The following is a 26,677-nucleotide window of genomic DNA, read 5'->3' on the forward strand; positions in this document are numbered from 1 at the left end:
TTCGTCAGTCTTCTTCGCCGAAGCCGTCTTCGACCAGGGCCACGAGCGCGTGGATGGCGGCCTTCGCGCTCTCGCCGCTCGCTTCGATATGGATGAAATCGCCTTGGCCGGCCGCGAGCATCATGAGCCCCATGATCGAGGTGCCGCCGACGGTCTGCCCGTCGCGGCTGACCTGAATGTTGGCCTTGTAGTCGCCGGCGGTGCGCACGAATTGCGCCGAGGCCCGGGCGTGCAGCCCCTTCTTGTTCGGGATCAGGACGTTGGCCGCGTAGGTCCCACTGGCGGGGTCCGAGAGTTCGATACGGGCCCTCTTGCCGCCCATCTAGTGCGCCGCCAGGATCTGGCTGGCGACGCTGATATATTTGCGGCCGGCTTCCTGCGCCTGAGTAATCGCTTCCTCGAGGCCGCACTCCCCCCGTACACTCGCCAGCTTGACGAGCATCGGCAGGTTGACGCCGGCCACGACCTCGACATCGGGTTTTTCCATCGCCGAGATAGCAAGGTTCGACGGCGAGCCGCCGAACATGTCGGTGAGGACGACAACGCCGTCGCCGGAATCGACCTTGGCAAGCGCCGCAAGCATGTCGGCGCGCCGCGCATCGAGGTCGTCGTCCGGTCCGATGGAGATCGTTTCGACCTGCTCCTGCGGACCGACAACGTGCTCCAGCGCTGCCCGGAATTCGCAAGCCAGATTTCCGTGGGTCACGATGACGACGCCGATCATGCTACCTCTGGGATGAATGCCGCCCCGCTATGGGCCACCATTGTCTTCGGGCGGAAGGGGACTGTGCAAGTCTGATCACGCAAGTCTGATCCGCGCCTTCCTAAACCCTATTGTTCACGACGCGCAAGTGTGCCGTGGCGGCGACGATCGCCAGTCTAAGTTTCAATGGCGCGGATGTCTCGAAAGGCGCCAACTTGAGCACCGGAATCTCGCTTCCCGCCAACACGGTCCGGTCCCAGGGGTCCGGCGGCATGCGAGGAACGTCCTGCGCAGCCACGAGGTCGCACACGACGACCAGACGCGCCGAACGGGCGAAAGAAACCGTCTGAATTCCAAGCCCGCGCACTTCGATGAGCCCCGCGAGATTTGGCGGGGGGCTTGCCATCAGGCTGTCCTCGGCGCGGGTCAAACAAACCTGATCGTCGGCTACGAGGCGCGGAAGTCCCTCTTCGCAGTCCGGCAGCGCAAGGAACCGCAAGGCGAGGTCGGACTTGCCGGCACCCGAGCCGCCACGGAGAAGAGCGGCGTCGGTCCCAAGCGCCACGCAGGTGCCATGCACGGTCTCTCGAACGCCGCCAGGGACAGGATCGCGCGTCATTGTTTTTCCGGAACCGTTACGCGGCTTTAAGGCGGATGACGAAGCGCGCGCCACCACTGCGCTTTGCGCCCGAGGCCCCCGTGTCTCCTCCCGGCGGCGGTCTGTTCTCCGCGTAGAGCTTTCCGCCATGGGCCGCGATGATCTGGCGCGAGATGTTGAGACCGAGACCGGAATTCTGACCGAAAGTCTCGTGGGGCCGGTCGGTATAGAAGCGCTCGAATATGCGCTCCAGATTCTCCGGCGGGATTCCCGGGCCCTCGTCTTCGATCAAGATCTCAATATTGGTCCCGCGCCGCCGTGCCGTGATGATCACGCGGCCGCGCGGCGGCGAGAAGGAGATTGCGTTCTCGATCAGGTTCACCATCACTTGGTGCAGCCGGCTGTCGTGGCCGATCACGCGGTAGGGATAGCTCCCGGGCGCATGGTCGATCTCCAGCGACACTTCAGGCAGATCGTCGAGGTGGATGTCGTTGTAGAGCGACACGGTCGCGCGCAGTAGGTCGTCCAAATCGACAGGCCCCGCATCCTCGCGAGCCAGCTCCGCATCGAGCCGCGAGGCATCGGAGATGTCGCTGATCAGACGGTCGAGCCGCCTCACGTCGTGCTGGATGATTTCCATCAACCGCATGCGCGATTCCTGGTCCCTCACGACCGGCAGGGTCTCGGTTGCGCTGCGCAGCGATGTGAGAGGGTTCTTCAGTTCGTGCGCCACGTCGGCCGCGAAGCTCTCGATCGCGTCGATACGGTTATAGAGCGCTGCCGTCATGTCTCTGAGCGCGCCGGACAGGTGCCCGATCTCGTCGGAGCGGTCCGTGAAGTCCGGGATCTCGGCGCGCGCCTTGACGCTGTGCCGTACGCGCTCGGCCGCGACGGCCAGGCGTTGCATCGGGCCGGCGATGGTGTTCGCGAGGATAAGAGACAGGACGACAGTCACAGCGGCGGCGAACAGCGCGACGCGGAAGATACGCCAGCGCTCTGCGGCAACGACCTTGTCGATGTCGCCGCCCCGCGTCGAAAACAGAAGCACACCGAGCACCGACCGCATGCGTTCGACGGGTACGGCGACGGAGACGACAATCTCACCCTTCTCGTTCTTGCGGACGATGGGAACGGACGTGCCCGTCAGCGCCGCCTCGACCTCCGGGTAGGCCTTCCCGTTCACGGTTCCGATCTCCGTATAGACCGGCAGATCCAAGGGTTGGAACTGATTGGCCACGGCGTTCCAGAACGTCGTCAGCGCATCGGGTTCGCTCGTCTCCGGCGGCGGCAGGTCGTAGCGCAAGACCTCGCCGCGCGAATAGAACGTGTCGGAATCGAGGATCAGCGCGCCGTCGCGATCGTAGATGCGCGCGCGGCTGCCCGTGGGTTTCACTAGTGGGCGCAGGATCGGCGCGGCGCGCTCGGGATCGATCGTGAATCCGAGCGCGTTCGGCAGGGCGCCGCTCTCGGCGAAGGCCGCATCGCCCATCTCCCGTTCCAGGATCGTTTCCGGGTCGACCTCGGACTCGCCGGCATCGACGCCCGCCGACGCGGCGATGGCCCGGGCGATGATCTCGCCTTGCGTCTGAAGGCTCTGAACCTCGGCGCCGATCAGAGCGGCGCGCAAGTCGTTGAGATACAGAATGCCCGAAACAAGGATCGCAAGGCCGATGAGATTCAGCACGACGATCCGGCGGGTCAGGCTCGAGAAGCCATGCCGGAATGGACGGTGCTGTCCGAGCCAGCGCGTGGCGCGCCGGACCCAGTAGAGAACGGCACGGCCAGCGCGCATGGCGCGGGCGCGCCACGTCCCGGAGTCCTGCTGCCAGGACCTTTCGGCCTCGGCAGTCATTGGCGCTGCCCGTTATTCTTTGAAGCGATAGCCCACGCCATAAAGTGTCTCGATCACATCGAAGCTTTGGTCGACGGCCTTGAACTTCTTCCGCAACCGCTTGATGTGGCTGTCGATTGTGCGGTCGTCGACATAGACTTGGTCATCATAGGCCGCATCCATCAGCGCGTCCCGGCTTTTTACGACGCCCGGGCGCTGCGCCAGCGCCTGCAGGATCAGGAACTCGGTCACGGTGAGGGTCACCGGCAGCCCATCCCACACGCAGGTGTGGCGCTCGGAATCCATTTTCAGTTTTCCCCGCTCCAGGACCTTCGACTTGTCGTCGGCCACTTGGGCCGTGTCGCGAGGCTGGGCGCGCCGCAGCACCGCCTTGACGCGCTCGATCAACAGACGCTGCGGGAAGGGCTTACGGATGTAGTCGTCCGCGCCCATCTTGAGCCCGAACAGCTCGTCGATCTCCTCGTCTTTCGAGGTGAGGAAGATCACGGGCATCTCCGTGCGCTGACGAAGGCGCCGCAGAAGCTCCATACCGTCCATGCGCGGCATCTTGATGTCGAGGATGGCGAGATCGGGCGGACTGTCAAACAAGCCGTCCAGCGCGCTGGCGCCGTCGTTGTAGGTCTGGGTCTTGTACCCTTCCGCCTCGAGCACCATGCGCAAGGAGGTGAGAATGTTTCTGTCGTCATCGACAAGGGCAATTGTTGGCATAGGGGGGCCTTTTTGCGCGCGTTGCGCGATTGACTGGGTGTTATGCTCCTAGCGCTGCGCGAAAACCATGGCAGCATCGGGGCAGAGCTGGGGGCGTCGTGCGCCCGACCCATCGATACCGGGATGCAACAAAAACCGTTATGGCGCAAGTAAATAACTCTCCAGAATTACCCGATATGGCAGAGATAGCGGCCGAAGCGCGCAGCCTCGTGCGACTATCTTCCAAGGGCGCTTTGGCGACCTTGGAGCCCCCATCCGGGGCGCCCTATGCCTCGCTCATCACCCTAGCGACGGAGGCGGACGGGTCCCCGGTCTTCCTCATTTCGACGCTGGCCCGGCATACGCGCAATCTGGTGCAAGACCCGCGCGCGGCAATCCTTCTGGATGGGACGGGTTCGGGCCGGGCGGACGGCGGCGATCCGCTGCAAGGCGCGCGGCTGACACTCAGCGGGCGGGCGGAGCGGACCGACGATCCAAACGCTCGCCGCCGGTTCCTGGCCCGGCAGGCTCAGGCCGCATTTTACGCGGATTTTCCCGATTTTTCGTTCTGGAGGCTGGATATCGAGAGCGCCCATTTCATCGGCGGCTTCGGCCGCATCGTCGACTTATCGCCGGAGGACCTGCTGGTCCCGCTCGCGGGCGCGGAGAGCCTCCTCGAGGCCGAGGAAGGGATCGTGGCGCACATGAACGAAGACCACGCCGACGCAATCGCCCTCTATGCGCAGGTCTTCGGCGGTGTAGCAGCCGATCCGGCCGCACCACCCTGGCTGATGAGCGGCCTCGATCCGTTGGGGTGCGATCTCGTGCGGGGCTCTGAGACCCTGCGGGTCGATTTCCGGAGCCGGATTGAGACCCCGCAGGACGCGCGAAACGAACTCGTACGACTTGTGGATGAGGCCAGGGCCACGCTAGGCTCTGGCTGACAATTGCCATTGGCCTAATTGCCGATAGGCGTTTTCCAAGAACAACGCGTATTGGAGACAGCTCCATCGATTAAAACCGCAGACAGACAACCAATAAATAGGGACGGAAACGCATGAATGTTCAGTCAAAAGTGGCCCCGACCACGAATCCGAAAGTGCTGGAGTTCGTGGCCGAGGCGGAAAAGTTATTCAAGCCGGAGGCGGTCCATTGGTGCGATGGCTCCAAGGAAGAATACCAGGCGCTGCTGAAGGCGATGGTCGATGGCGGCACGGCGATCTGGCTGAACCCCGAGAAGCGCCCAAACTCGATCCTGGTCCGTTCCGACCCTAAAGACGTCGCCCGCGTCGAAGACCAAACCTATATCTGTTCCGAAAAAGAAGAAGACGCCGGCCCGACCAACAACTGGTTCGACCCGGCCAAGATGAAAGAGACCCTGACCGCGCTCTATGACGGCGCGATGCAGGGCCGCACCATGTATGTGGTGCCCTATTCCATGGGGCCGGTTGGTTCCCCGATCGCGGGCATTGGCGTCATGGTCACGGACTCGGCCTACGCCGTCGCCAACATGCACATCATGACCCGCGTCGGAGACGCAGTCTGGGGCGCACTAGGCGACAGCGACGATTTCGTCCGCGGCATGCACACGGTGGGCGCGCCGCTTACGGCGCCGAACCAGGCCGACGTGCCGTGGCCCTGCAGCGAAACCAAGTACATCTCGCACTTCCCCGAGACGCGGGAGATCTGGTCGTACGGGTCCGGCTATGGCGGCAATGCTCTACTCGGCAAGAAGTGCCACGCGCTGCGTATCGCTTCCGTGAAGGCGCGGGACGAAGGCTGGCTTGCGGAGCACATGCTGATCCTCAAGCTCACCAATCCGGAAGGGGAGGTGAAGTACATCGCCGCCGCCTTCCCCAGCGCCTGCGGCAAGACCAACCTGGCGATGCTGAATCCGACGATTCCCGGCTGGAAGGCCGAGACCATCGGCGACGACATCTGCTGGATGAAGTTCGGCGAGGACGGGCGCCTATACGCGATCAATCCGGAGACCGGCTTCTTCGGCGTGGCGCCGGGCACCTCCGACAAGTCGAACGTCAACGCCATGCGGACCCTGGATGCGAATTGCATCTACTCCAATGTCGCGCTCACCGACGACGGCGATGTCTGGTGGGAGGAAATGTCGAAGGAGCCGCCGGCCCACGCGACGGATTGGCTGCGCCGCTCTTGGACGCCGGACTCCGACCGGCCGGCCGCGCATCCGAACTCGCGCTTCACCGCGCCCGCCGGCCAGTGCCCGGTCATCGCCTCCGAATGGGAGGATCCGAAGGGTGTGCCGATCGACGCGATTCTGTTCGGTGGCCGCCGCGCTTCCGTCGTGCCGCTCGTCATGGAGGCGGAGAACTGGAGGCAGGGCACGTTCCTTGGCTCGATCATGGCCTCGGAGAAGACGGCCGCCGCAACGGGCGGGCTCGGCAACCTGCGCCGCGATCCCATGGCGATGCTGCCCTTCTGCGGCTACCACATGGGTGACTACTTCGCGCACTGGCTGAAGGTCGGCGAGAAGGGCGGCGATAAGATGCCGAAGATCTTCTACGTGAACTGGTTCCGCAAGAGCCCGGACGGCAAGTTTCTGTGGCCGGGCTTCGCCGAGAACGCGCGCGTGTTGAAATGGATCTTCGAGCGCTGCGACGGCAAGGCCGAGGCCGTGGACACGCCGCTCGGCAAGATACCGGCCGAGGGCGGTCTCGACACCGACGGGCTCGACGTGGACAGCGGGGACATGAAGGAGTTGCTCCGCGTCGACCTCGAAGGGTGGAAGGCGGAGATCCCCTCGATCAAGGAGCACTACGAGTCGTTCGGCGACAAACTGCCCGGCGGCTTGAAGGAAGAACTCGCCGATCTCGAGAAACGCTTGAGCTAGCCGAACTCGGCAGTGACAAGAGACAGAAACATGGCCGGGCTTGTCTCGGCCATGTACCGTTTTGAGCGCCTGTTTCGTGCATCTCGCCCTTGCTCCCGGCGGCAACGCCCCTTACGCACTCCCCGATGAGCAAACCCCAATCCGTCGTTGCTGCCGGCCACACCCGGACCGCCGAGGCTGCCGCCGAAATCCTCGCCGATGGCGGCAACGCCTTCGATGCAGCCATTGCCGGCGTGTGCATGAGCTTCGTCGCCGAAGCCGTGTTCGCCTCTCCCGGCGGTGGCGGCTTCCTGATGGCTCGGGCGGCGGGCCAGCGCGCGCCTAAGCTGTTCGACTTCTTTGTGGAGACGCCGCTCAAGCGCCGCGCAGTGAACGACGTCTCCTTCTTTCCGATCAACGCTAATTTCGGACCTGCTACCCAGGAGTTCCATATCGGGCTTGGGTCCAGCGCCACCCCCGGCATCGCGCAAGGCCTCTTCGCCATGCACGAGGCCTATGGGCGTCTGCCCATGAAGCGGCTGGTTGAGCCGGCCGTCCGCGCGGCGAACGAAGGGTTTCCGCTCTCGGACTTCCAGGCCTATCTGTTCACGGTCGTCGCGCCGATCCTGCAGCAGAGTGCGTCGGCGCGGGCGATCTTCGCTCCCGGCGGCACCCTCCTCAAAGGCGGAGACACGTTCCGCAACGAACGGCTCGGCGAAACGCTCTCCTGGCTCGCCGAGGACGGTGCGCGCCTTTTCGTCGATGGCGATATTGGGCAAGCCATCGCGGCCCAATCAAGGGACCTCGGCGGGCATCTCACGCTCGACGACCTCAAGCGCTATGAGGTCTGCATACGCGACCCGCTTCTATGGCGGTTCGGCGGCGCTGCGGTCGCGCTCAATCCGCCGCCCAGCGCGGGCGGGGCGCTCGTCGCTTACGGCTTGTCCTACCTCGAGGCGTTTGCCGCAGCGGGACAGCCGATCGATGCGCGCGCGTTGGCAGCGGCCATGATCGCCACAAACGAGGTGCGCGGCGCCCATGGCAATAAGCTCGCCGCGAAGCTCGCGGCCGGGGCGCTCGCCGCGGACATCGCCGCGAGCGTGGCGGCGCCGCCGGCCTACCGCGGTACGACCCATATCAGCGTCATCGACTCGGAAGGAAATGCCGCCGCCGTCAGCCTCTCGAACGGCGAAGGCAACGGCTTCATCGTTGGCAATCACGGCTTCATGCTGAACAACATGCTCGGCGAGGAAGACGTGGTGGGCGGCGAGCCCGGCGCGTTTCACGAAGGCGTTCGCATGTCGTCCATGATGGCGCCGACGATCATTCTCGAACCCGACGGCACCGTCACCGCGATCGGTACGGGCGGGTCCAATCGTATCCGCACCGCAATCCTGCAGGTGGCGGTGAACATCCTGGTGCACCGTATGGACGTGGAGGACGCGGTGAACGCGCCGCGCCTCCATGTGGAACGCTGCGGCACGGTGAGTTTCGAACCGGGCTTCACCGAAGAGGAAGGGGCGGCCTTGCGCGCGCTCAGCGAGAACGTAAAGGCCTGGCCCGAGCTAAACCTGTTCTTCGGCGGCGTGCATGTGGCGCGCTGGCACGAGAAGAAGGGCGCGCAAGGGGCTGGCGATCCGCGACGCCAGGGCGTCGCCAAAGTCGCATAACGGCACGCCATGTCGCAAACGAGCAACCCGGCGTCGCGATAGGACAATAGACCTCTTCGCGCCGGTGCTTACCTTCAAGACTTGCGCGCAAGGAGGGAGACCCCATGAAAAACGCCGTCGCCATCTATCACGTGGCTTTCGAGGATGCCGGCACGCTCGGCCCCGTGCTCGCCGAGCGCGGCATCGGTCTCACCTATCTTCAAGCGGGGCGCGACGATCTCAGCCCGGCGCTCGATGCCGATCTGGTGCTGATCCTCGGCGGGCCCATCAGCGTTTACGAGTTCGAACGCTATCCGTTTCTGACCGACGAGCTGAAGCTGATCGAAGCCGTGGTCAAGAAAGGCACGCCGGTTGTGGGCATCTGCCTCGGCGCTCAGGCCCTGGCGGCGGTGCTCGCGGCCCGCGTCTATCCCGGCGCGGAGAAGGAGCTCGGCTGGGACCAGCTGACCTTGACCGAGGAAGGCAAGGCCTCGCCGCTTGGCGTGCTGGAAGGCCTGCACATTCTGAACTGGCATGGCGACACGTTCGATCTGCCCTCCGGCGCCGCGCGGCTCGCCTCCACCACGATCACGCCCAACCAAGCCTTCGCATACGGACCCAACGTGCTCGCGCTCCAGTTCCATGTGGAACTGCCCAAGGAGGACATGGAGCGCTGGCTCATCGGCCATACGCTGGAACTGGCGAACTCCAATGTGGACTTGGGCGAGATGCGCGCCACCACGGCGCGCTATGCGCCGGCAACCAACGAAGCCAGCCGCACGCTGTTCAACGATTGGCTCGACCGGTTGCCGCGCAGTTAGCCGTCATTCGCCGCCGCCTTCGACCGGCGTGCCATACAGCGTGATGGCGAGCCCGAGCACCATGAGCGCCGCATAGGACAGGCACAGAGGCCCGAACGGCTTGTTGCGGTGGGCGAAGTGCGCCGCGATGCCCGCCTGAATGGCGTAGTAGGCCGCGAAGGCGCGCGAGGCATAGGCGATGATCTCGAACACGTCAGCGGTCCAGGTCAGGGCAATGCCGATGACGATGAGCAGGAGATAGCCGACCCGGCTCGAGACCCTGCCGTGGGTCAGCTCTTCGAACAACCCGCCCGATCCGCTCGTGTCCGCCACCGCCGCGCTGAACTGCGCGCTGAGTGCCGCCACCACCAGCAGCACGGTGAGGATTGGCGCGACCATGCCCATCATGTCCACCACCGCCGTTTCCGAGAAATGCAGGTCTTCGCGCGCGAACACGAACGTCACGAGGCCGATATAGACGAGATAGATCACGGTCGAGATGATCTGGGCCAGCCGCATGGAGGCGATGCGCGTCTTGGCGGAATAGGTGTCGCCGAGATAGCGCGAGGTCTCGAAGCCCTGCACCGTGACGATCAGTCCGAAGAGCATCGCGACCGCGTTCCAGCCTGTAACCTGCGGCGCGTTCAGGACGAGCGCGCCTGCGGACGCCTTGGCGCCGAAATAGACCGCAAGGCCGACCAGCAGGCCGCCGATGACCGCCAGCTTCAGCCCCACGGAAATCTGTTCGAGTCGTTCGAGCGCGGAGAACCCCCGCGTCCATCCGATGACGAGAATGAACGCGAACATCGCTGTGGTCAGAAGCTTTGCCGAGAAGTCCTGATCGACATCCGCGAGACTGACACCGAAGGCGCCGAACAGGTTCAGGTAATAGGCGACCGAGATGATATAGGCGAAGGCAAGCACCCAGGAGGAGACGTGCTCCAGCCGCTCGACCGGCGATCCGGCGATCCATCCGTCCTGGTCGTACGCGGCGATGTTGAAGCGGATGGCCGAGCCGAACATGGCCGCCATGCCGCAGAGTGCGATCATGGCGAGGAGCCCGTAGGCACCGAACCGGTCGTCGAGAATGGGACCGAGAACCAGGAAGCCCGAGCCGATGATCGAGGCCAGCGGCGTCAGAGTGGCGCGCCAAAGGCGGTTGTTTGCGAGCTTCGGCCACGCCATCAGCCCCGCGCAGGCGGCTGTCGTCAGGAGTATGAGGGCGCTAAGTATCATAGGAGCGAATGGTGCAACCCATAGCGGATGATGGGCGCGAGGTCATGTGGGCGGCATCGAAGCGACTATTTGGCTGTCATCGCTCCGGCGTCTGCCAGTCGGAAGGCGGCACGTTGCGCCGCCGCAGCCGGATGGCGAGGCCCAAGGCAACGCCGACTGCTATGGCGATGGTGAGATTAGTCAGCACCGTCAGAACCAGCGTCAGCACCAGCAGAACCCGGTCCGACAGCCGCTCCGCCATGTAGCCGCGCCATTTGTGCGGCTCGCTCATGTACCAGGCGGTGAGGATGAGGAGCGCAGCGAGCGCCGGCAGCGCCAGATGCCCGGCAAGCGGCGCGGCGACCAGCATGATGACCAGTACCGCGAGTGCATGGATAAGCCCCGCGACCGGCGTCTTTGCGCCGGCCCGCACGTTCTTCGCCGTTCGGGCGACCGCGCCCGTCGCCGGCAGGCCGCCAAAGAGCGCCGAACCGATATTGGCGGCGCCCTGGGCGATGACCTCCGCATTCGGCCTGTGATGGCTGGCGATCATGCGATCCGCAACCATGGCCGAAAGCAGGGATTCGACCGCCGCCAGGAAGGCGATGATGAGGGCGCTGGGCAGCAGCTCCACCACGCGCGCGAACGAGACGTCGGGAAGAGCCGGCGCCGGCAAGGTTTGGGGCAAGGGCCCGTAGCGGGAGACGATGGTGTCGGCGGGAAGCGCGAACGCCGCGATCACGGCCGAGACGATGGCCACCACGATGATCGTGCAAGGCAGTCGCGGCGCCGCCCGCCGCAGCAGTACGATTGAGACCAGAGTCACGACGCCGATCACAAGCGCGGTTAGGCTCGCCGTGTCGCGCGCGGCCCATAGAGCAGCCACCTGGCCGAGAAAGTCGGCCGGAAGCGCCTCGACCTGGATGCCGAAAAAGTCCTTGAGCTGGCTCGTGGCGATGATCACCGCGATGCCGATGGTGAAACCGTTGATGACCGCCTCGGGGATGTACTGGATCAGGCTCCCGGCCCGGAGCGCGCCTGCGATCAGCAGGAGGATCCCGGCCATCAGCGTCGCAAGCACGAGGCCGTCATAGCCGTGCTCGGCGATGACGCCATAGACCACCACGATGAAGGCGCCGGTCGGCCCGCCGATCTGGACTTTGCTGCCGCCGAGCAGCGAGACCAGAAATCCGGCCACGATGACCGTGACGATGCCTTTCGCCGGGTCCGCCCCCGAGGCGATGGCGATGGCGATGCTGAGCGGGATCGCCACCAGGGCCACCGTCAGCCCCGCGACCGTGTCGCTGAGGAAGTCGGCGCGCGTATAGGTTTGAAGGGTGGTCAGGAGCTTTGGCTTCATGCGCCGGTGTCGCGCAACGGCACGCGCGCCGTCAACGCAGCATATTGTCTCTGGCTGGGCGAGCTGCGAAGTCGGGAGCAAAACGCGCGCAGGCGTGTTGACAGAACACTGGCGCTCGTGCGCCGGCAAGAACCGGAGGAAATGCGACGATGGTGAATATCTATCTATTTATAGAATTGCTGGGTTCGGCCAACGCCAGGGCCACCCTCGATACCCTCAAGGCGCTGGAAATGGACAACTGCCAGTTCGCCAATGTCGTGAGGTTGTCGGACGAAAAGCTCGTGGCCCAGCTCGACTGTCAGGACTCGCCCGACGGCGACAAGGCCATCCTCAACCACATCGCCAAGGTCGACGGCGTGGTGCAGACCAACATCGTCGCCGTGGTCCGGCCGCGCAGTGGCTGAGGTCTAATGTGCGGCCTCCCAGTTGTCGGCGGCGCGGGCATCGACCTTCAGCGGGACTTTGAGCTCGAGGGCGGGCGCTGGCGCGGCTTCCATGATCTCGCGCGCGACCTTCATGGTCTTCTCGGCTTCCTCCTCGGGCGCTTCGAAGATCAGCTCGTCATGGACCTGCAGCAGCATGCGCGCTTTCAGCCCCGCGTCGCGTAACGCCCCGGGTATACGGATCATGGCGCGGCGGATGATGTCGGCGGCCGAGCCCTGGATCGGCGCATTGATGGCCGCGCGCTCGTAGTTGCCACGTAGCGATGGGTTCTTCGTGTTGATCTCGGGGTAGTGGACTTTCCGCCCGAACAGCGTCGAGACGTAGCCGGAGTGCCGCGCCTCTGCCTTCATCTGCTCCATGTAGTCCTTGATGCCGGGGAAGCGCTCGAAATAGGTCTTGATATAGGCGGCCGCTTCCCCGCGCGGGATGCCGAGCTGCGCGGCGAGCCCCACCGCAGAGATGCCGTAGATAATGCCAAAATTGATCGCCTTGGCGCGCCGGCGCACGCCCGGGTCCATGCCCTCGATGGGCACGCCGAACATCTCCGACGCCGTCATGGCGTGGATGTCGAGCCCGTCCGCGAAGGCCTGGCGCAAGGTCGGCGTGTCGGCCATGTGCGCGAGCACGCGCAATTCGATCTGGCTGTAGTCGGCGCTGATCAGCGTCTTGCCGGGTTCGGCCACGAACGCTTTGCGTATTTCGCGCCCCTCTTTGGTGCGCACGGGAATGTTCTGCAGGTTCGGCTCTTGGCTGGCGAGGCGTCCCGTCGTGGTCGAGGCCAAGACATAGCGCGTATGCACCCGGCCCGTTTCCTCGTTGATGTAAGCGGGCAGAGCGTCCGTGTACGTACTTTTCAGCTTCGCGAGCTGCCGCCATTCGAGGATCTTCTGCGGCAGATCGTGACCTGCGGCCGCGAGTTCCTCGAGCGCGGCGGCGTCGGTGCTCCGGGCGCCGGTCTTAGTCTTGCGCCCGCCCGCCAGGCTCATCTTGTCGAACAGGATTTCGCCGAGCTGCTTGGGCGAACCGATGTTGAAATCCTCGCCCGCCAGCTCGCGGATCTCGTCTTCGAGCCGCGCGATGGTCTGCGCGAACGAGCCGGAGAGCCGCGCGAGCATGGCCCGGTCCACCTTGATGCCGGCCCGTTCCATCTCGGCCAACACCGGCTCCAGGGGCCGCTCGAGCGTTTCGTACACGGCCGTCACGCCTTCGGACGGCATGCGCGGCTTCAGCACCATCCACATCCGTAAGCCTGCGTCGGCTTCTTCGCCCGCGGCTTCCGTGGCCCGCGCCACGTCGACCTGGTCGAAGGGGATCGCGGACTTGCCGGTGCCGACCACCTCCTTCTCGGTGAGGCAGGCGTGGCCGAACAGGGCGGCCGTGCGTTTCGGAAGACTGTGGTCCGAGCGCCCCGCATCCAGCGCGTAGGAGATGAGCGTGGGATCGTCGACGCTGTCCAGAGCGATGCCGTAACGCCCCAGCACCACCATGGCGGGCTTGGCGTCGGCGATGATCTTCAGCACAGCCTCATCTTCGAGCAGCGGCTTCAGCAGTTTCAGCGCCTCTACGGGAGGAATTTGCGCAATCTCCGGCCCCCCGCCGAGGTCGAGCCCGTCACCGGCGCGATGGGCCATGGGGATGTAGGCCGCCTGGCCGGGCGTAAGCGACAGCGCGATGCCGGCGACGTCGGAGGCCATGGGGTCGGCGCGGTCGCGTTTCACCGACAGCGCCACGAAGGCTTGCTCGCGCGCCGCCTCTAAAAGCTCGGATAGCCGTGCGGTGTCCGTCACGGTCTCGTAGGCAGCGCGGTCGAACGGAATGTCCTCGATCCGGTCCAGGCGCTCGGCGGCCAGCTCGCGCGGCGATCCGCCCTGAACGGCGATGTCGCGTGAGGGCCCGCTCGCTCCGCGCGGGCTCTGCCGCAACGGATGATCGTAGTCGTCCTTTTTCTTGCGGGCCGTCTTCTTGGGCTTGTCGAGGCCTTCAGGGACGGGCGCGCCCAGTCCCTCGGCCACCCGCTTCGTCAGCGTGGTGAACTCCATTTCGCGCATGAAGCCGAGCAGCGCCTCGGGCTCCGGCGCACGCACCGCCGTTTCCGCCAGCGGCACGTCCAGCGGCGTTTGCGTGTCGAGCGTGACGAGCGTCCGCGACAGGCGCGCTTGATCCGCGAATTCGATCAGGTTCTCGCGGCGCTTCTGCTGCTTGATCTCGGGCGCGCGCGCAAGCAGCGTATCGAGGTCTCCGTACTCGCCGATCAGCAGGGCAGCTGTCTTGACGCCGATGCCCGGCACGCCCGGCACGTTATCGGACGTGTCGCCTATCAGCGCCTGCACCTCGATGACCTTGTCGGGCGGCACGCCGAATTTCTCGACGACACCCTCTTCGTCGATCACCTTGTTCTTCATGGTGTCGTACATGACGATACCGGGGCCCACGAGCTGCATCAGGTCCTTGTCGGACGAGACGATGGTCACGTCGGCGCCGGCGTTCTTGGCCTCAAGCGCGTAGGTCGCGATCAGATCGTCGGCCTCGTAGCCGAGCTTTTCGATACACGCCACGTTGAAGGCGCGTACGGCGTCGCGCACCAGCGGGAACTGGGGCACGAGATCCTCGGGTGTCTCCGACCGGTTGGCTTTGTAGCCCTGGTAGAGGTCGTTGCGGAACGTGTGCTCGGACTTGTCGAAGATCGCCGCTAGATGCGTCGGCGGCGCGAGCTCGTCCGCGTCCCGCAACAGCTTCCACAGCATCGCGCAGAAGCCATGCACGGCCCCGATGGGCAAGCCGTCCGAGGGGCGCGTCAGGGGCGGCAGCGCGTGGTAGGCGCGGAAGATATAGCCCGAGGCGTCGATCAGGTAGACGTGGTCGCCAGGTCCCGCAGGCTTGCTAAGTCCCGCAGGCTTGCCTGCGGTCGCGGATTTGGTGGTCTTCGTGGTCATGACCGGGCGACTATAAGGACTGCGGGACGTCCGCGGGAGGGGGAAAGCCCAACGGGCCACAGAAGCGTTGATAGCGCGGTTGCACGGAACGGAAGCCTACGATCCGTGCTCGTCTTCCTTCTCGTCCTTGACATTCCCCGGCGCGAACGCCTTGTCCGGGCCGCCGAAGGTCTCGTCGATATAGCTCCGGAAATATTTCTCGAGCGGCGGGAAGGCCCGCGCGAAGCGCCGGAAGTCCTTCTGCGCGGTGAACAGCAGCAGGCCGTCCTCGAGCGCTTCGACAAGCCCCGTGCGCAGATGCGATATGAGCAGGACCCGCTCGCCAAAATGCTCCCCGGGCCCGAACTCTTTTTCGAAATGCTCGCCCGTCTCGGGGTTGTCGATGGTCAGCTTGAAGCGGCCTTTGATCACCGTATAGAAGCCGTCGATCAGCATGCCCGGCTCGAACACCTTGTCGCCCTTCCAGAAGTGGATGTAGCGCGTGGCAGGCGCCGGCATGCGCAGCTGCACGATGTTCGGGGGCATCACGGCGTTAATCATCCAGTTCAGCCCGACGCGGAACTTCGCGACAAGGCCCGGCAGGAAGGATAGATAGAAGCCTCGCCACAGCAGCCACGCGAAGATGCCGTGCATCTTGACGCCGTAGACGTCGGCCACGGCCTTACTCATGCCGAGTGAGGCGAGGGAGCCCTTCGACGTGTAGGCAAACGGCTTCAGCGGTTCGCCCTTGAGCTTCGCCACGATATTGGCCGCAAGCTGGTAGCCCTCGCGCACCGCAAACTGCGCGGTCTGCGTCGCATAATCGGCCGGATCGTCTTTTGGATAGTCGTTCAGCGGGATCAGCGCGGCGTCGCCGAGCGCCCAAACATGGTCGTGGCCGGGCACCTGCATAAACCGGTCCGTCTTGATGCGCCCCCACTTCATGTCGAGGCCGAGCGCGTCCACAAGCGGATGCGGCCCGTTGCCGATCGTGGCGACGATGGTCGAGGCGTTGATCACACGGTCATTGGTGAGTTCGACACCGGTGGACGTGGCCGACTTCGTGCCCACGCCGGTCAGGACCTCCACGCCGTTCGCGCGGAGATTTTTCGTGGCGTATTCGGCAAGGTCCGCCGGAAAGGTCGGCAGGATGCGCGGCGCGAACTCGATGAGATACATACGAATCTCTTCGGGCTTGATGTTGTGGTAGTAGCGCAGCGCGCGGCTGATCAGCTCGTTCGTTTCCGCAGCGGTTTCAACACCGGAAAAGCCCGCGCCCACGACAACGAATGTGAGCAACTGGTCCTTGACCAGCGTGTCTGTGGTAACGTCCGCGGTCTCCAGGCAGCCGATCACGTGGGTGCGCAGCATATGCGCATCCGTCAGGTCCTTCATGGTCAGGGCGTGGTCCGACATGCCCGGAATGCGGGCGAGATCCACGCCTGTGCCGAGCGCGATGACGAGCTCGTCGTAAGGCAGCTCTACGGGCGTCATCCGGGCGCCCTGGATCACGATGACGATCTTCCGTTCGAAATCGATCCCCATGACGCGGGCCTGGCGGATCTGCACCCGGCTCAGGAGTTGCCGCAACGGCACCACGGCGTCCGAAGAGTTCAGGTTCGACGACGCCACCTCCGGCAGGAGGGGTTGAAACACGAAGTAGTTGTTGTTGTTGATCAGCTCGACATCGACCACGCCGCGTCCGAGCTTCTCTAGGGATTTAGCCGCGAAGACGCCGCCAAAACCGCCGCCGATAACGATGACCTTCTTTTTGTCCGCCATCTTCTTATTCACCCTCGGCTGCCCAGCCATCTCAGTTTTTGAGCCGCATAGGTGACGCCTATGACAAAGCGCGTCAAGTGAGGCATGGGAGCCGGGGTGGCCGCTCCCTCACGAGGCCTTTGCCGGCGGGCTCACGGGCGCGGGCTTCAGCTTGGCCCAATCGGGCCGCTCGAACAGAAAACTGAGGGCCGTGTTGCGGACCAGCCGGTGCAAAATGAGGGGCACGACGACCCCCATGGCGGTCACGATGAGAGCGATCAGCCCCGTGTCGAGTCCCGGCGCGACCTTCACGAGCAAAATCCGCGTGGCGGCCATGGGCAGGAAGAAGGCGAGATAGATGACAATCGAGTGCTCCCCCGAATAGCGGACGAAATCCGCGAGGCCATACCTCCATAGCAGCACGCCCGACGTGATCACGGCGAGTGCCCCCAGGAAGCCCAGGGCCAGACCGACGACCGGGAGGGCGGACACCCCGCTGAACACGACCACAGCCTCGAAAACGGCCCATGCGACCAGCAGTGCAGTGGCTTCGCGCGGATGGCGCTGCACCGTATCCGCGAACCGGAAGAAGAAGTCCGCGAAAACGTAGCCTGAGTAGAAATAGACGAAACGCGCGCAGAACTCGTCGATCACGATGCTGCCGGTCTGCACGTCGGCGATCTGCAGCGCTGCCGCCAGGGGCCAAACGATCAGCGGCGAGATGCCACGCGTGAGCTTCGAGACCACGAAGAAGATGGGCAACAGGTAGATGAACCACAGCGTGCCGAAGGGCTGCACGTAGGACAGCGCATAGGCCTGCGCCACGCCCGCCCAGCCATCCTCCGCGGCGAAGCCGGGCGCCTTGAAGGCGAATTGGATAGTCACCCACAGAGCGTAGAAATAGGCGAAATGGACGACCTTCGTATCGAGGTATCGGCGCCAGGGCCGGTCGATGACGCGTGTCAGAAAAAGACCGGAAATCAAGAAAAAATCGGGCATGCGGAAGGGTTTGGCGAAAGCCACCAGCGCGCCCATCCAGCTCGGTTCGCCCGTGGCCTCTTGCACGCCCAGGGTCGAATGCATCATCACCACCATGATGATGCAGATGCCCTTGGCGTAGTCGACCCACGCAATTCTGTCCGAACCGGTCGTCACGCGCTCCTGCCTCCAGTCGCCAGCCAGATCCTCCGGCCTTGTTCCGGGCGGCCCCTGCCTGCCCCAAGATGGGGTACAATACGTCCCAGGTCGGGTTAAGGGGCCGTTGCTTCGCGATCACGGTTTGGATAGGTTCGCGCACAGATTCCGCGAAAGCACCCGTAGCTCAGCTGGATAGAGCGCTGCCCTCCGAAGGCAGAGGTCACAAGTTCGAATCTTGTCGGGTGCGCCACCTAAACAATTGATCTAGCTAGATTTTCGTTTGTCGGGAATTTTGTAGAACGGCAATTTTGGCACGTTATAGTGGCTCGTTATTTTCGCGTGCGCTGCTGCTCCCGCCCAACCTGCCGGCGCGCGGCCATTCGTGCGTTGTCGAGATGCGGGAGCGCCGCCTCGATCGCCTTGGCCGCATGGCCGCGGGGGATGCCGGCGGCCTCCTGCGCTGCCTTGACCGCCTTCTCGATGTGCTTGCTGACCTCGCTCACCCCTGCCACCGCTTGATGTTGAAGAACAGCTCGCCCTGTTCGATTGCGTCCTCAATAGCGACGTGCGTGTGCTTCCGCTCCGAGAACCATTCCTTCGGCATGTTGCGCTTCGTGGCGTTTCGGTAGCCGCAGCCGAGCTTGGCCATGGCGTAAGACTTGATATCGAGCGCGGAGAAGCTGAACGGGCTCCGGCCAACGAACCGCATCAAGTACCAATAGACGAAGGTGAAATCGAAGCCCGCCGGATAGGCGACGAAGACCGGCTTGCCCTCTAGTGAATCGACCCACGCAGCGAACTCACACATGGCATCCTTGGCGGGAAGTTGGCCCCGCTGCGTCATCTCGTAAGCTTCGGGGTTCTTGGCCCACCACGCCATGGTGTCGGGATCCGGCAACGCCCCTATGATGGGATGGAGATTGCGCTGCCAACTCTCGAGCAACGTGCCTTCTTCGTCGAAGGCCGCGGCGCCGAGTGACAGCATCGAATTCGGGCCGGGGATCGGGCCGTCCGTCTCTACGTCCACGCTGACATAAATTTCCTTCACTGCTGCGTCCTCTCTTGGGTTCGCTTCATCCGTTCCCGCATTTCCCGGCGCATGGACTCAACGGCCTTCTCCGTCCGGCCGGTGCGCTCGGCGATCACCGCTGCTGTCAGGCCCGGCTTCGACAGCAGGCACTTCTCCCAGGCCGCCCAGGGGCGGCGGACTTCACCGCGTTTCACTTGCGATACCTCTTTCCTTCCCAGCCTTCGGCCGTGATCGGAGCGCCTTCGGCCCAATCCGGCAGATCGACCATGATCGCGCCCATCTCGTCGGGCGACCCGAAGTCCTCATCGACCTCGGCCACGATTTCGTCATGCACTGTGAGAATTGTCGGGTAGCCGGCGGCCTCGAGCCGCGGCATGGCGTCCGCAAGGATGTCGCGGGACGCGGCCTGCGTGGCATTTTCGGCGAGCAGCCCGCCGTAGAGATAACAACGCTCCCATTTGCGGGTGTAACTGTTGACGCCCATGTATGAGACGACTTGCTTCTTGGCCTTGCGCTTCAGGAGCACCATGCCGCGGTCGGCGTCGTAATCGGCGACAGCATCGCCCCAAAACTTACGCGCACTCTCATCGTCGCCCCAATCCTTCCAATAGGTGTCGGCATCGGAGTACCAAGGCATCTCCTTCCACTCGATCTTCGGGTAGGCGTAGGCCAGGAACCGCTTCGACGGCAGGCGCATGAACAGCCAGCTCCCGGCGACCCGGAAGACGATGCGCTCGCCCACGTAGGCCGTCTCGCCAGGATGCTCGACAGCCATGAACGCCGCCTCTTCGAGGTCGTACCAAAACGACTTGACGTTGGGGTGCGCGAGGCGCCACGCATCGCGTATCCCGATCACTTCCTCTTCCGGAAGCTGCACCCCGTAATTCACGGCCATGGTCTGGAACGCGCCGACGCCGCCTTGATAGCCGAGGGCGAGCTCCATCACCTTGCCGATCTGGCGCTGCGGCTTCGTCACTTCGCTGGCCGGCATGTTGTAGGACCGCCCATAGGCCACCTTATAGAGGTCGGGCCCGGTCCCCTCGTCGAAGGCGCGGAAGGCGTCGAGCTTCCACTGTTCGCCTGCGAGCCACGCCAGCATGCGACCCTCGATGTTGCGGTAGTCGACGGCGACGAGCTTCTTGCCCTTTGGGGCACGGAGCATGCCGCGGAGGCATTGACTGACCGTGTTCAGCGGCTCATCGAACGCCATACTGCAGTAGCCGCCGAGAATGGCGTCGATCGCCTCGGCGACCGGAAAGTCCTCATCGGTGCGGACGAGGTTCTGTGGCTGGAAGCGGCGCCCCGCCCAGCGACCCGTGCTGGCGGCGAGGAACTGCAAGAGCCCCCTGGCCCGGCCATCGGGGCACATGCCGCGCAAGAGCGCGTCGATCTTGGCTACGGAGGTCTTGGCGCTCTCCCGGCGAAGATTGAGCACGCAGCGTACTACAGGCGGGATGTCGTCTCGACCGAGGATTTCTTCAACCTGATCTTTGGCCACGGACTCTGTGTCGACTCCGTGGCTTTTGACGAAGGCGATGATTTGGTTCCGGTTGGAGCAGGCCGTGACATCGCCTTCGGTGGCAGCTCGCATGTCGGCGTCGAGCTTTTCGGCAGTGTCGGCAACAACCTGTTTCGCAGCTTCGCAGAGACGCACATCGACGCAGACTCCTCGGTCATTGATCTTCTGATCCAGATGCCACAGGTCGAGCTCGGACGGCTTCAGCGGCCGCAAGCGATCGAGCATGGCCCGCTCAACCTCCACGTCCTGCCGGCGGTACTTGATGAGCCGCTCAACCTTCTCGGCTGAGTTCCACCAACGGACATCCGCGATGACAGGGCCGTCGGGCGTACGGGCGTACGCCTCCCACCCTTCCTCGTTCATCTCTCTCACGCGGATCGCATCGTCCGGAACGGAACTGTAGCCCTTGGAGAATTTGATCTTGCCGCGCGGCTTCGCCATCTGCAGCATGAGCCGGCGACCGGCGGCGTCCTTCTGAACGTCGAGGCCCAGCGCGAGGGCCGCGTCCTCGAGCGCGCCAGGCAGCGCCATGGCGTAGGCCATGACCATCGTGCAACGCCATTGCTCGGTCTTCGGGATCGGCCAGCCGTAGCGGGGCCCGAGCAGATGCGTCCACATGACCCTTTCGAAGGCCGCGTTGTGCGCGTAGATGAGGCCCCCGGATTCGACGTGCTCGGCGATCTCCGGCGGGCAGCGAGGGTGCATGTACTCCGGCACGACATCCGGCGATTCCCAATCGAGGATCGGGCCGTCGCCGAAGGCAAAACTCGCGCCCCACACGTCGGTCGTCGGGTGCTTCGCATAGACGTACGTGCCGGTCTTCTTGAGGTCGACCGTTGAGCGGCTTTCGAAGTCGATGTGGAGGCCGTTGGTCATTGCATCGACCACCCCTCAACGAAGGCGCCAGATAGCCCGCAGCGCCGCAAGCAAGCGGCGTTGAGATCGTCGGCGGCGACCAAGACCACGGGGGCGCCGCTGTTGGCCTCCTGCATGCTCCCGTCGGATCGACAAAATTTCACTCGCTTATCGAGGAACAGGAGCGCGGAAGCACACTTCCATACTAAGCGGAACCAATTTGTCTCCGTGCGGGCATGCAGGAGCGCAATGCCGCGCCCATGATCGAAAAACCGGTCCATCCAATCCCCGACGACGTACCGGTTGAACGGCGGGTTCAGCCACACCCGGCCTGACCACACTTGAGAAAGGCCGTCGTCTTCCTCGGTGTAGTTCACATCGGCGCACGACCAAGGCCGGGGGCTCGCTGCGCAGGGGTCAAGTTCGAATTCCCCTAACGGATCGAGAATCCATCTCGGCGTGAGATGCTGTTGCGACTTGCCGACGCACCTTTGGTGGCTCCCGAGGGTCACTGGGCCCCCTCAACCTTCGCCTTGAGCCACTCCCGGCCCTTCGGCGACAGGTAGTAGCCGCGGCCCCAGCTCGTTTGGATGTCGGCATCCGGCAGGTTTTGACGCAGCTTGCAAATCTGCACGTCGATAATCTTCTGCTCCGGCAGATCGCTATCCGGCCGCTCCGAGTAGAGCGCGTGGTAAAGCATCTCCTTGGTCGCGACCTCGCGCCGGTACAGCACGCGCAGTAGGGTCTCTTGGGCGCGCGGGATGCCAAGATCGGGCCACCGCTCGTCGTTCTCTTTGAGCAGGGCCTCGAGCTGCGTGTACCGTTCGCGCTCGTGCTCGAGGGCCTCCTGCGCCCGCTCCCATTGATCGCGCCAGTACCGCGCTTCCGTGTCGAGAGGGCCTTCGGCCGCCTGGGTGCTCATGCCGAAACCCCCGACAGCTTCTCGTACATGCACGCGAAGGCGACCTCGGCCTCGCGCGGCGACCAATGGGGCAGGTCGACTCCGAGGGGCGGCCTAGGCAGCGCCCATTCCGCCGGAGCAATGGTCATCAATTGGACTTGCTCGTCGGCGAGGATCCGGTTGTCGACCTCATGGACGGCATCGGGCCACGGATACGCCAAGCCGAACTTCTCGGCGATGCACTCGTCAAGCTGCCGTTCGATGTCCTTGTATCCAGACAGGTATGGTTTCACCGGGCGCGGCACGTCGGCGAGATACGCCTCGGCCGCGTCATGGAGCAACGCGGTCAGCCGATGCTCAAGCGGCACGTTCTCGGCCACCGCAACGCTGTGCTCGGCCACGCTGTAAAAGCGCAGGCAATGCCCGTTGAAACGGCATGTGTTGGCGAGCGCGTGCGCGATGTCGCGGATGTCGATGTCGTCCGGGTGCGGATCGAGAGGCCAGAACTGCTTGCCGGTGAACGTCTGCAGCCAGTCGCCTCGCCGCTCCGTGATGTTGACTAAATGGCGCATTTAAAATCTCCAAAATCGACACCGGGGGCGCAAACGGGGGGTAACGCCCCCGGTGTCTATAGCCAGCGAGAGGGAGGGAAAGCCCCCCGCGGCTAATCCAAAAGCAGCATGCCGAGCGCGGAGAGGTACGTGTCGAGAATCATCTCCTCTTCGCGCCGCTTGTTGTCGTCCATCTTGCGGATCTTGATGAGCTTCCGCAGGGCTTTGGTGTCGAAACCGTTGCCCTTGGCCTCCGCGTAGACTTCACGCTTGTCGGCCGCCAGGGCGTCTTGTTCCTCTTCAAGGCGCTCGATGCGCTCGACGAAGGCCCTCAGTTGGTCCTTTGCCGACGAGCCGAGCGTTTCGAAGTTGTCGCCGACCTCACTCATCCGATTGCCTCGGAGATACGGGCGAGAGCCGCGTCGAGCCGCCTTTCGGCCCGTCGCATCTCGTCCAGATTCTCGATCCCGGCGCCGATGAGCCCGTAAGGCGGGGGCGCCGGTTCCTTACAGGATTCCCCGAGAGCAGCAGACACCCCGTTGCCGAGGCGATCTGCCATAGCTTCCGCCGTATCCGCATGGTTGTGGATGATCTTCGCCCAATTGGCGATCGCTTCAGTGATCTTCGTAACCGTCGCTTTCTCGACGGCCTGGGTGGTAGAAGCCTCACAGGCTTTCATGTTCTCCTGCATGGCGCTTACTCCAAGTCTTCGAGGTCGTTGGTTTCGACAGGGGCGAACTCGTCCGTGCCCTTCACGCGCCCGCCGGCCATCGGCTCGTCGTGGTCGAGAAGCTGCACGTTCTGCAGGCCGAACGAGACGCCCTTGCCGCCGGTCGGATGCGTCCACCAATAGGGCCGCACACTGAACCGCGCCCAGCGGCCGCCGTAGACCTCATCGGCCTCGTCTTCTTCGCTGACGGTACGGTCGCCCTTCGGCGTCACCACGTCGGGCTTGAACTTGGCCTGGCAGCGGATCATCCACGGGAAGTCCTCGGCCATCTCGGCGAAGCGCGGCTGATCCTCGGTCTTGAGGAACGGCGACTTGACCTTCGTTGTCTTGCGCTTGGCCTCCGGCACGTTCTCATCGACGAGCTCCTTGTAGGCCGCCTTCAGAACATCGATATCGGAGCCCGCCGGAATGAGCAGGGTGGCCTGATATTTGGCTTTGTCCTCGTCCGTCTCACCTTTCGGCATGCTCGGCTGGAACAGCGCCGGGTAGAGCATCCGGCCTCTGCAGGTCCGGATATTGCCGCTGTCGAGCAGCGTGCATTCTGTCAATGCTGACATTCAAAATTCTCCATCTTCTACATTCAGGTCAAAAGCTTCTAGGTAAATAGCTGCAACCCGCAGCAGTTTCGGATCGTGATTGAAATGGCCTATGGCGGTGTTACACCGCCTACAGAGTATTCCTCTCACGCGCCCGGTCTCCGAACAGTGGTCCGTGTGCCACCCATACTTCGAATTGGGGCTATCCGTGCCACAAAGCCTACAAACGTCTCCTTGCTGCTTCAGTATGGCGCGGAGTTCTTCTTCCGACTTGTTGTATTTCTTCCTCAGTTTCCTTTGCCTGTCGTACCGCCGCACCTTTTCGCGCTGCGCGGGGCCCATGTTGGCGTAGGCGTACCGATCTTTATTCTTTCGCCGCCACTCTCGTTTTTGCTTCCGCAGTCGATCTTTGTTCTTCTCCCTCCACGCTTTCTCCCACTGCTTACGTTTCTTGCGACGTTCATTCTCCAAAATCTGAGAGCCCTTCCGTTTTGACAGCGGGCCGCTTGTCCGAAACGGCGACGAGGTTCGTGCCCGAGCTCACCTTCTCGACGAGCTTGGCCTCGATGTCCTTGAACGCCTTCTTGCCGACGACCTTCTCGAGCTGCGCGGGCGAGCGCATTTCCGGCTCCTTTAGTATGTCTTCGTCGGACAGATCGAAATCGATCTCGAGTGCGCCTTTGATCTCTTCCTCGTCGCCCTTCCATTTGCGCGTGGCGCGCTTGGCGACGAGCTTGTAGCCGGTTGGACACCGCCCAGCGACAGCCTCGGCGTGGGCGTACTCCTGCACACTCTTGACCCATGTGAGGATGAAATCAGCCTCCTCGAGAACCTTGGCCAGGGCTTCAGGTGTCATCGCTTCCGTGCTCCACTCATCGTCGTCTTTGAAATCGGCCAGTGCCGCGGTGCGCGCCTTCTCGCGCGCGGCCCCGCACGTCGGCAATGCGGGGCAGAAGCCGCACCAATCGCCAGCCACAAGCGGCGCGGCTTCTGCCTCCGTGGCCTTGGCGGCTTGCGCCAAGTCCAGCTCAAACTCGAGCAGATCGAGGATGTCGTAGTCCTTGCTCCGCGCCGACCCGTCGGGATGCGGCGCGCGGGGCTGAATCACATGCAACGTGACGCCCTTCAGCGGCCGGTTGTGGTAGCGCCGCGCGGCGCCGGACCCGTAGGTGAGGAGCTGCGGGTTGTCCTCGACCTCGACAACCACGCCCTTGCCGAACTTCAGATCGAAAACGTGCAGCCACTCGGCCTTCGGCAGATAGATCACCGTGTCGCCGGTCCCGAAGCATTCCGGGTGGATGTGCGTCATGTCGAGGCGCTGCTCGACATCGATTTCGCGGTCCTCTTCCAGGCGGGAAAACTCGCGCACGTAGTCGACGTATTCCTGCACGTTCTCGGCCATGTCGTCGGTGACTTCGAACTTCGTGAGACTGTCACCGAGCGGGGCGCCCTTCGTCAGAAACATCGTGCCGGCGTTCTCGGCCTCAATGTCGACCACCTGGCCGATGTAGTGATCCGCGTCGAAGCCCGTCTTCAAGCAAATCGCCGCGAGCTCGTGCGCTGCGGTGCCCTCATTCGCGTAGACACTCGACTTCTCGTCGATGCCCTCGGACGCCTTGATGCTGCCGGGGCAGTGGATCCAGCGATGGGACGCGCTCGGCGCCAGCTTGGCGTGCGCGCGGGCGCTGTGCGGCTCGTCCTTCTTGCCTTTGCGGCGATCGAGGAACGCGGGGAGGGTGAGATCGGGTTGGGTCATCTGCAGTACCACCCGCGCAGGCGCGGCAACGCATCGAGTACCGTCCGAATGTCCCGCTGCGACAGCCTCGTTTCCGCTTGGATCAGGATGATGATGGCCTTCTTATTGAGGCCGCTTTTCTGCAGCGCGTCGAAGCCTTCACCAATCCGCGTGATGGCTTCCGCCAATATCTCTTTCGTCTCGGGCGGGTCGCTCTTTTTCACTTTTACGGTCATTTCGTAGCCTTTCGAACGGTCTTCTTGCGCGGCTTCGCCGTATTGGTGCGAATGCCGCGCAAGATCGTCGGGATGTCGGTGAAGTTCCGGCACGCAAGCAGCGCGTTGAGTTTTTGCAGCTCGTCACGGATATCCATGAGCAGCGCAAGGTTGGCGGCATCCCAGGAATTTTTGTCCGGAAGATCCCAATTTACGTTTTTCTTCCTGGCCATTAGCCCGCAAACTCCTCTTCCCGACATTTCGGGCATTGATGCTTCCACTCCCGACCCATCCGAAAGACCCGCCAGCCCAGCTTCTTGATGAGGTCGATCACGTCGAAGAACGTCTCCGCGTTGCCGTTGGGGACGCATTCCTCCGCGTCGCAGAAATCGCAGCGCACAGTCCAAACAAGCTGGGAGCCGCCCTGAATCGTCATGCCGCCCTCCGCTTCTTCAAATTGGCACGGTAGCGGCGTTGCACTTCGTTCGCTTTTTCCCGATCGCGATACCGGGGCCAGCGGCGGCGCGGATTGCACTCGATGCACGTCTCCGGCGGGAACTCCGGGTTCTTGACTTCCTCGTCGATCTCTTCGCCGCAGTGCTTGCAGGTGGGCTTCGTCATATCGGAAATCTCTAATCTCTACAT

The 26,677-nt window shown here is 63.8% G+C and carries 31 protein-coding genes and 1 tRNA gene; 6 read left to right on the forward strand and 26 right to left on the reverse strand.

Annotation, left to right across the window (positions count from 1 at the left end):
- Positions 1–4: 4 nt before the first annotated feature.
- The 5 genes from GL4_RS02810 to GL4_RS02830 form a co-directional block, all read right to left on the reverse strand.
- Complete coding sequence (locus GL4_RS02810; protein ID WP_045364317.1) at positions 5–322, reverse strand: HPr family phosphocarrier protein; 318 nt, start codon at positions 320–322, stop codon at positions 5–7.
- Positions 323–724, reverse strand: a complete 402-nt coding sequence (locus GL4_RS02815) for a PTS sugar transporter subunit IIA (protein WP_045364320.1) — start codon at positions 722–724, stop codon at positions 323–325.
- A gap of 100 nt (positions 725–824) precedes the next feature.
- A complete protein-coding gene (locus GL4_RS02820; RefSeq protein ID WP_045364323.1) occupies positions 825–1,322 on the reverse strand; it encodes an HPr kinase/phosphorylase in 498 nt (165 codons plus the stop codon).
- A 16-nt stretch (positions 1,323–1,338) separates the two neighbouring features.
- Positions 1,339–3,153: a sensor histidine kinase gene (locus GL4_RS02825; protein WP_045364325.1), complete on the reverse strand. Its 1,815-nt coding sequence runs from the start codon at positions 3,151–3,153 to the stop codon at positions 1,339–1,341.
- A gap of 12 nt (positions 3,154–3,165) precedes the next feature.
- Positions 3,166–3,861 (reverse strand): response regulator transcription factor, encoded by a 696-nt coding sequence (locus tag GL4_RS02830; protein ID WP_045364328.1) that lies wholly within the window; start codon positions 3,859–3,861, stop codon positions 3,166–3,168.
- Between the two features lie 176 nt (positions 3,862–4,037).
- Here GL4_RS02830 and GL4_RS02835 point away from each other — a divergent pair, with 176 nt between their 5' ends.
- The 4 genes from GL4_RS02835 to GL4_RS02850 all read left to right on the forward strand — a co-directional run bounded on the left by GL4_RS02835 (position 4,038) and on the right by GL4_RS02850 (position 9,152).
- Positions 4,038–4,784, forward strand: a complete 747-nt coding sequence (locus GL4_RS02835) for a HugZ family pyridoxamine 5'-phosphate oxidase (RefSeq protein WP_052464069.1) — start codon at positions 4,038–4,040, stop codon at positions 4,782–4,784.
- A gap of 113 nt (positions 4,785–4,897) precedes the next feature.
- Positions 4,898–6,703: a phosphoenolpyruvate carboxykinase (GTP) gene (locus GL4_RS02840; RefSeq protein WP_045364332.1), complete on the forward strand. Its 1,806-nt coding sequence runs from the start codon at positions 4,898–4,900 to the stop codon at positions 6,701–6,703.
- A gap of 125 nt (positions 6,704–6,828) precedes the next feature.
- Positions 6,829–8,352 (forward strand): gamma-glutamyltransferase, encoded by a 1,524-nt coding sequence (locus GL4_RS02845; protein ID WP_045364335.1) that lies wholly within the window; start codon positions 6,829–6,831, stop codon positions 8,350–8,352.
- Positions 8,353–8,456: 104 nt separating this feature from the next.
- On the forward strand, positions 8,457–9,152 hold the full coding sequence (locus tag GL4_RS02850; RefSeq protein WP_045364339.1) for a glutamine amidotransferase: 696 nt from the start codon (positions 8,457–8,459) through the stop codon (positions 9,150–9,152).
- Positions 9,153–9,155: 3 nt separating this feature from the next.
- Here GL4_RS02850 and GL4_RS02855 read toward each other — a convergent pair whose 3' ends face one another.
- Together GL4_RS02855 and GL4_RS02860 are read right to left on the reverse strand one after the other, a co-directional pair.
- Positions 9,156–10,367: an APC family permease gene (locus GL4_RS02855; protein WP_172653277.1), complete on the reverse strand. Its 1,212-nt coding sequence runs from the start codon at positions 10,365–10,367 to the stop codon at positions 9,156–9,158.
- Between the two features lie 76 nt (positions 10,368–10,443).
- Positions 10,444–11,706: a SulP family inorganic anion transporter gene (locus GL4_RS02860; protein WP_045364342.1), complete on the reverse strand. Its 1,263-nt coding sequence runs from the start codon at positions 11,704–11,706 to the stop codon at positions 10,444–10,446.
- 149 nt (positions 11,707–11,855) lie between these two features.
- On the opposite strand from GL4_RS02860, the gene GL4_RS02865 reads away from it, so the two are divergent.
- The gene (locus GL4_RS02865; protein ID WP_045364345.1) at positions 11,856–12,110 is read left to right on the forward strand and encodes a hypothetical protein; all 255 of its coding nucleotides are present in this window, start codon (positions 11,856–11,858) and stop codon (positions 12,108–12,110) included.
- Between the two features lie 3 nt (positions 12,111–12,113).
- On the opposite strand, the gene polA is transcribed toward GL4_RS02865, so the two are convergent.
- The 3 genes from polA to GL4_RS02880 form a co-directional block, all read right to left on the reverse strand.
- Complete coding sequence (gene polA / locus GL4_RS02870; protein WP_082025425.1) at positions 12,114–15,083, reverse strand: DNA polymerase I; 2,970 nt, start codon at positions 15,081–15,083, stop codon at positions 12,114–12,116.
- 96 nt (positions 15,084–15,179) lie between these two features.
- Positions 15,180–16,844: an FAD-dependent oxidoreductase gene (locus tag GL4_RS02875; RefSeq protein ID WP_045369303.1), complete on the reverse strand. Its 1,665-nt coding sequence runs from the start codon at positions 16,842–16,844 to the stop codon at positions 15,180–15,182.
- A gap of 108 nt (positions 16,845–16,952) precedes the next feature.
- The gene (locus GL4_RS02880) at positions 16,953–17,918 is read right to left on the reverse strand and encodes an acyltransferase family protein (RefSeq protein WP_082025755.1); all 966 of its coding nucleotides are present in this window, start codon (positions 17,916–17,918) and stop codon (positions 16,953–16,955) included.
- Between the two features lie 215 nt (positions 17,919–18,133).
- Here GL4_RS02880 and GL4_RS02885 point away from each other — a divergent pair.
- Positions 18,134–18,210, forward strand: a tRNA-Arg gene (locus GL4_RS02885).
- Positions 18,211–18,289: 79 nt separating this feature from the next.
- On the opposite strand, the gene GL4_RS17375 is transcribed toward GL4_RS02885, so the two are convergent.
- The 16 genes from GL4_RS17375 to GL4_RS02960 form a co-directional block, all read right to left on the reverse strand.
- Entirely contained in the window at positions 18,290–18,463 is a 174-nt protein-coding gene (locus tag GL4_RS17375) for a hypothetical protein (protein WP_156137360.1), read from the reverse strand.
- Positions 18,460–19,008, reverse strand: a complete 549-nt coding sequence (locus GL4_RS02890) for a 3'-5' exonuclease (RefSeq protein WP_045364351.1) — start codon at positions 19,006–19,008, stop codon at positions 18,460–18,462. Before GL4_RS02890 ends, GL4_RS17375 begins: the two co-directional genes overlap by 4 nt.
- On the reverse strand, positions 19,005–19,184 hold the full coding sequence (locus tag GL4_RS02895; RefSeq protein WP_045364354.1) for a hypothetical protein: 180 nt from the start codon (positions 19,182–19,184) through the stop codon (positions 19,005–19,007). The genes GL4_RS02890 and GL4_RS02895 overlap by 4 nt, the downstream gene beginning before the upstream one ends.
- Complete coding sequence (locus GL4_RS02900) at positions 19,181–21,385, reverse strand: DNA polymerase (RefSeq protein ID WP_045364356.1); 2,205 nt, start codon at positions 21,383–21,385, stop codon at positions 19,181–19,183. The genes GL4_RS02895 and GL4_RS02900 overlap by 4 nt, the downstream gene beginning before the upstream one ends.
- Positions 21,382–21,876 carry a DNA N-6-adenine-methyltransferase gene (locus tag GL4_RS18170; protein WP_045364359.1) on the reverse strand — a complete coding sequence of 165 codons (495 nt, stop codon included), beginning with the start codon at positions 21,874–21,876 and terminating at the stop codon, positions 21,382–21,384. Before GL4_RS18170 ends, GL4_RS02900 begins: the two co-directional genes overlap by 4 nt.
- Entirely contained in the window at positions 21,873–22,286 is a 414-nt protein-coding gene (locus GL4_RS18175; protein WP_052464071.1) for a winged helix-turn-helix domain-containing protein, read from the reverse strand. Before GL4_RS18175 ends, GL4_RS18170 begins: the two co-directional genes overlap by 4 nt.
- Positions 22,283–22,837, reverse strand: coding sequence for a phosphohydrolase (locus GL4_RS02915; protein WP_045364361.1), 555 nt, complete (start codon positions 22,835–22,837; stop codon positions 22,283–22,285). The genes GL4_RS18175 and GL4_RS02915 overlap by 4 nt, the downstream gene beginning before the upstream one ends.
- A 92-nt stretch (positions 22,838–22,929) precedes the next feature.
- Positions 22,930–23,205: a DUF2312 domain-containing protein gene (locus tag GL4_RS02920; protein ID WP_045364364.1), complete on the reverse strand. Its 276-nt coding sequence runs from the start codon at positions 23,203–23,205 to the stop codon at positions 22,930–22,932.
- Positions 23,202–23,507 carry a hypothetical protein gene (locus tag GL4_RS02925; RefSeq protein ID WP_045364367.1) on the reverse strand — a complete coding sequence of 102 codons (306 nt, stop codon included), beginning with the start codon at positions 23,505–23,507 and terminating at the stop codon, positions 23,202–23,204. The genes GL4_RS02920 and GL4_RS02925 overlap by 4 nt, the downstream gene beginning before the upstream one ends.
- A gap of 5 nt (positions 23,508–23,512) precedes the next feature.
- The gene (locus GL4_RS02930; RefSeq protein ID WP_045364369.1) at positions 23,513–24,103 is read right to left on the reverse strand and encodes an ssDNA-binding protein; all 591 of its coding nucleotides are present in this window, start codon (positions 24,101–24,103) and stop codon (positions 23,513–23,515) included.
- Entirely contained in the window at positions 24,104–24,424 is a 321-nt protein-coding gene (locus GL4_RS18180) for an endonuclease VII domain-containing protein (RefSeq protein ID WP_082025427.1), read from the reverse strand.
- A 118-nt stretch (positions 24,425–24,542) separates the two neighbouring features.
- Complete coding sequence (locus GL4_RS16510; protein ID WP_052464072.1) at positions 24,543–25,838, reverse strand: DUF2800 domain-containing protein; 1,296 nt, start codon at positions 25,836–25,838, stop codon at positions 24,543–24,545.
- On the reverse strand, positions 25,835–26,053 hold the full coding sequence (locus GL4_RS02945) for a hypothetical protein (protein ID WP_045364372.1): 219 nt from the start codon (positions 26,051–26,053) through the stop codon (positions 25,835–25,837). The genes GL4_RS16510 and GL4_RS02945 overlap by 4 nt, the downstream gene beginning before the upstream one ends.
- Complete coding sequence (locus GL4_RS02950) at positions 26,050–26,265, reverse strand: hypothetical protein (RefSeq protein ID WP_045364375.1); 216 nt, start codon at positions 26,263–26,265, stop codon at positions 26,050–26,052. The genes GL4_RS02945 and GL4_RS02950 overlap by 4 nt, the downstream gene beginning before the upstream one ends.
- The gene (locus GL4_RS02955; protein ID WP_045364378.1) at positions 26,265–26,468 is read right to left on the reverse strand and encodes a hypothetical protein; all 204 of its coding nucleotides are present in this window, start codon (positions 26,466–26,468) and stop codon (positions 26,265–26,267) included. Before GL4_RS02955 ends, GL4_RS02950 begins: the two co-directional genes overlap by 1 nt.
- The gene (locus tag GL4_RS02960) at positions 26,465–26,653 is read right to left on the reverse strand and encodes a hypothetical protein (protein WP_045364381.1); all 189 of its coding nucleotides are present in this window, start codon (positions 26,651–26,653) and stop codon (positions 26,465–26,467) included. Before GL4_RS02960 ends, GL4_RS02955 begins: the two co-directional genes overlap by 4 nt.
- Between the last annotated feature and the right edge of the window lie 24 nt (positions 26,654–26,677).

The organism is Methyloceanibacter caenitepidi (assembly GCF_000828475.1).
GTDB lineage: Bacteria > Pseudomonadota > Alphaproteobacteria > Rhizobiales > Methyloligellaceae > Methyloceanibacter > Methyloceanibacter caenitepidi.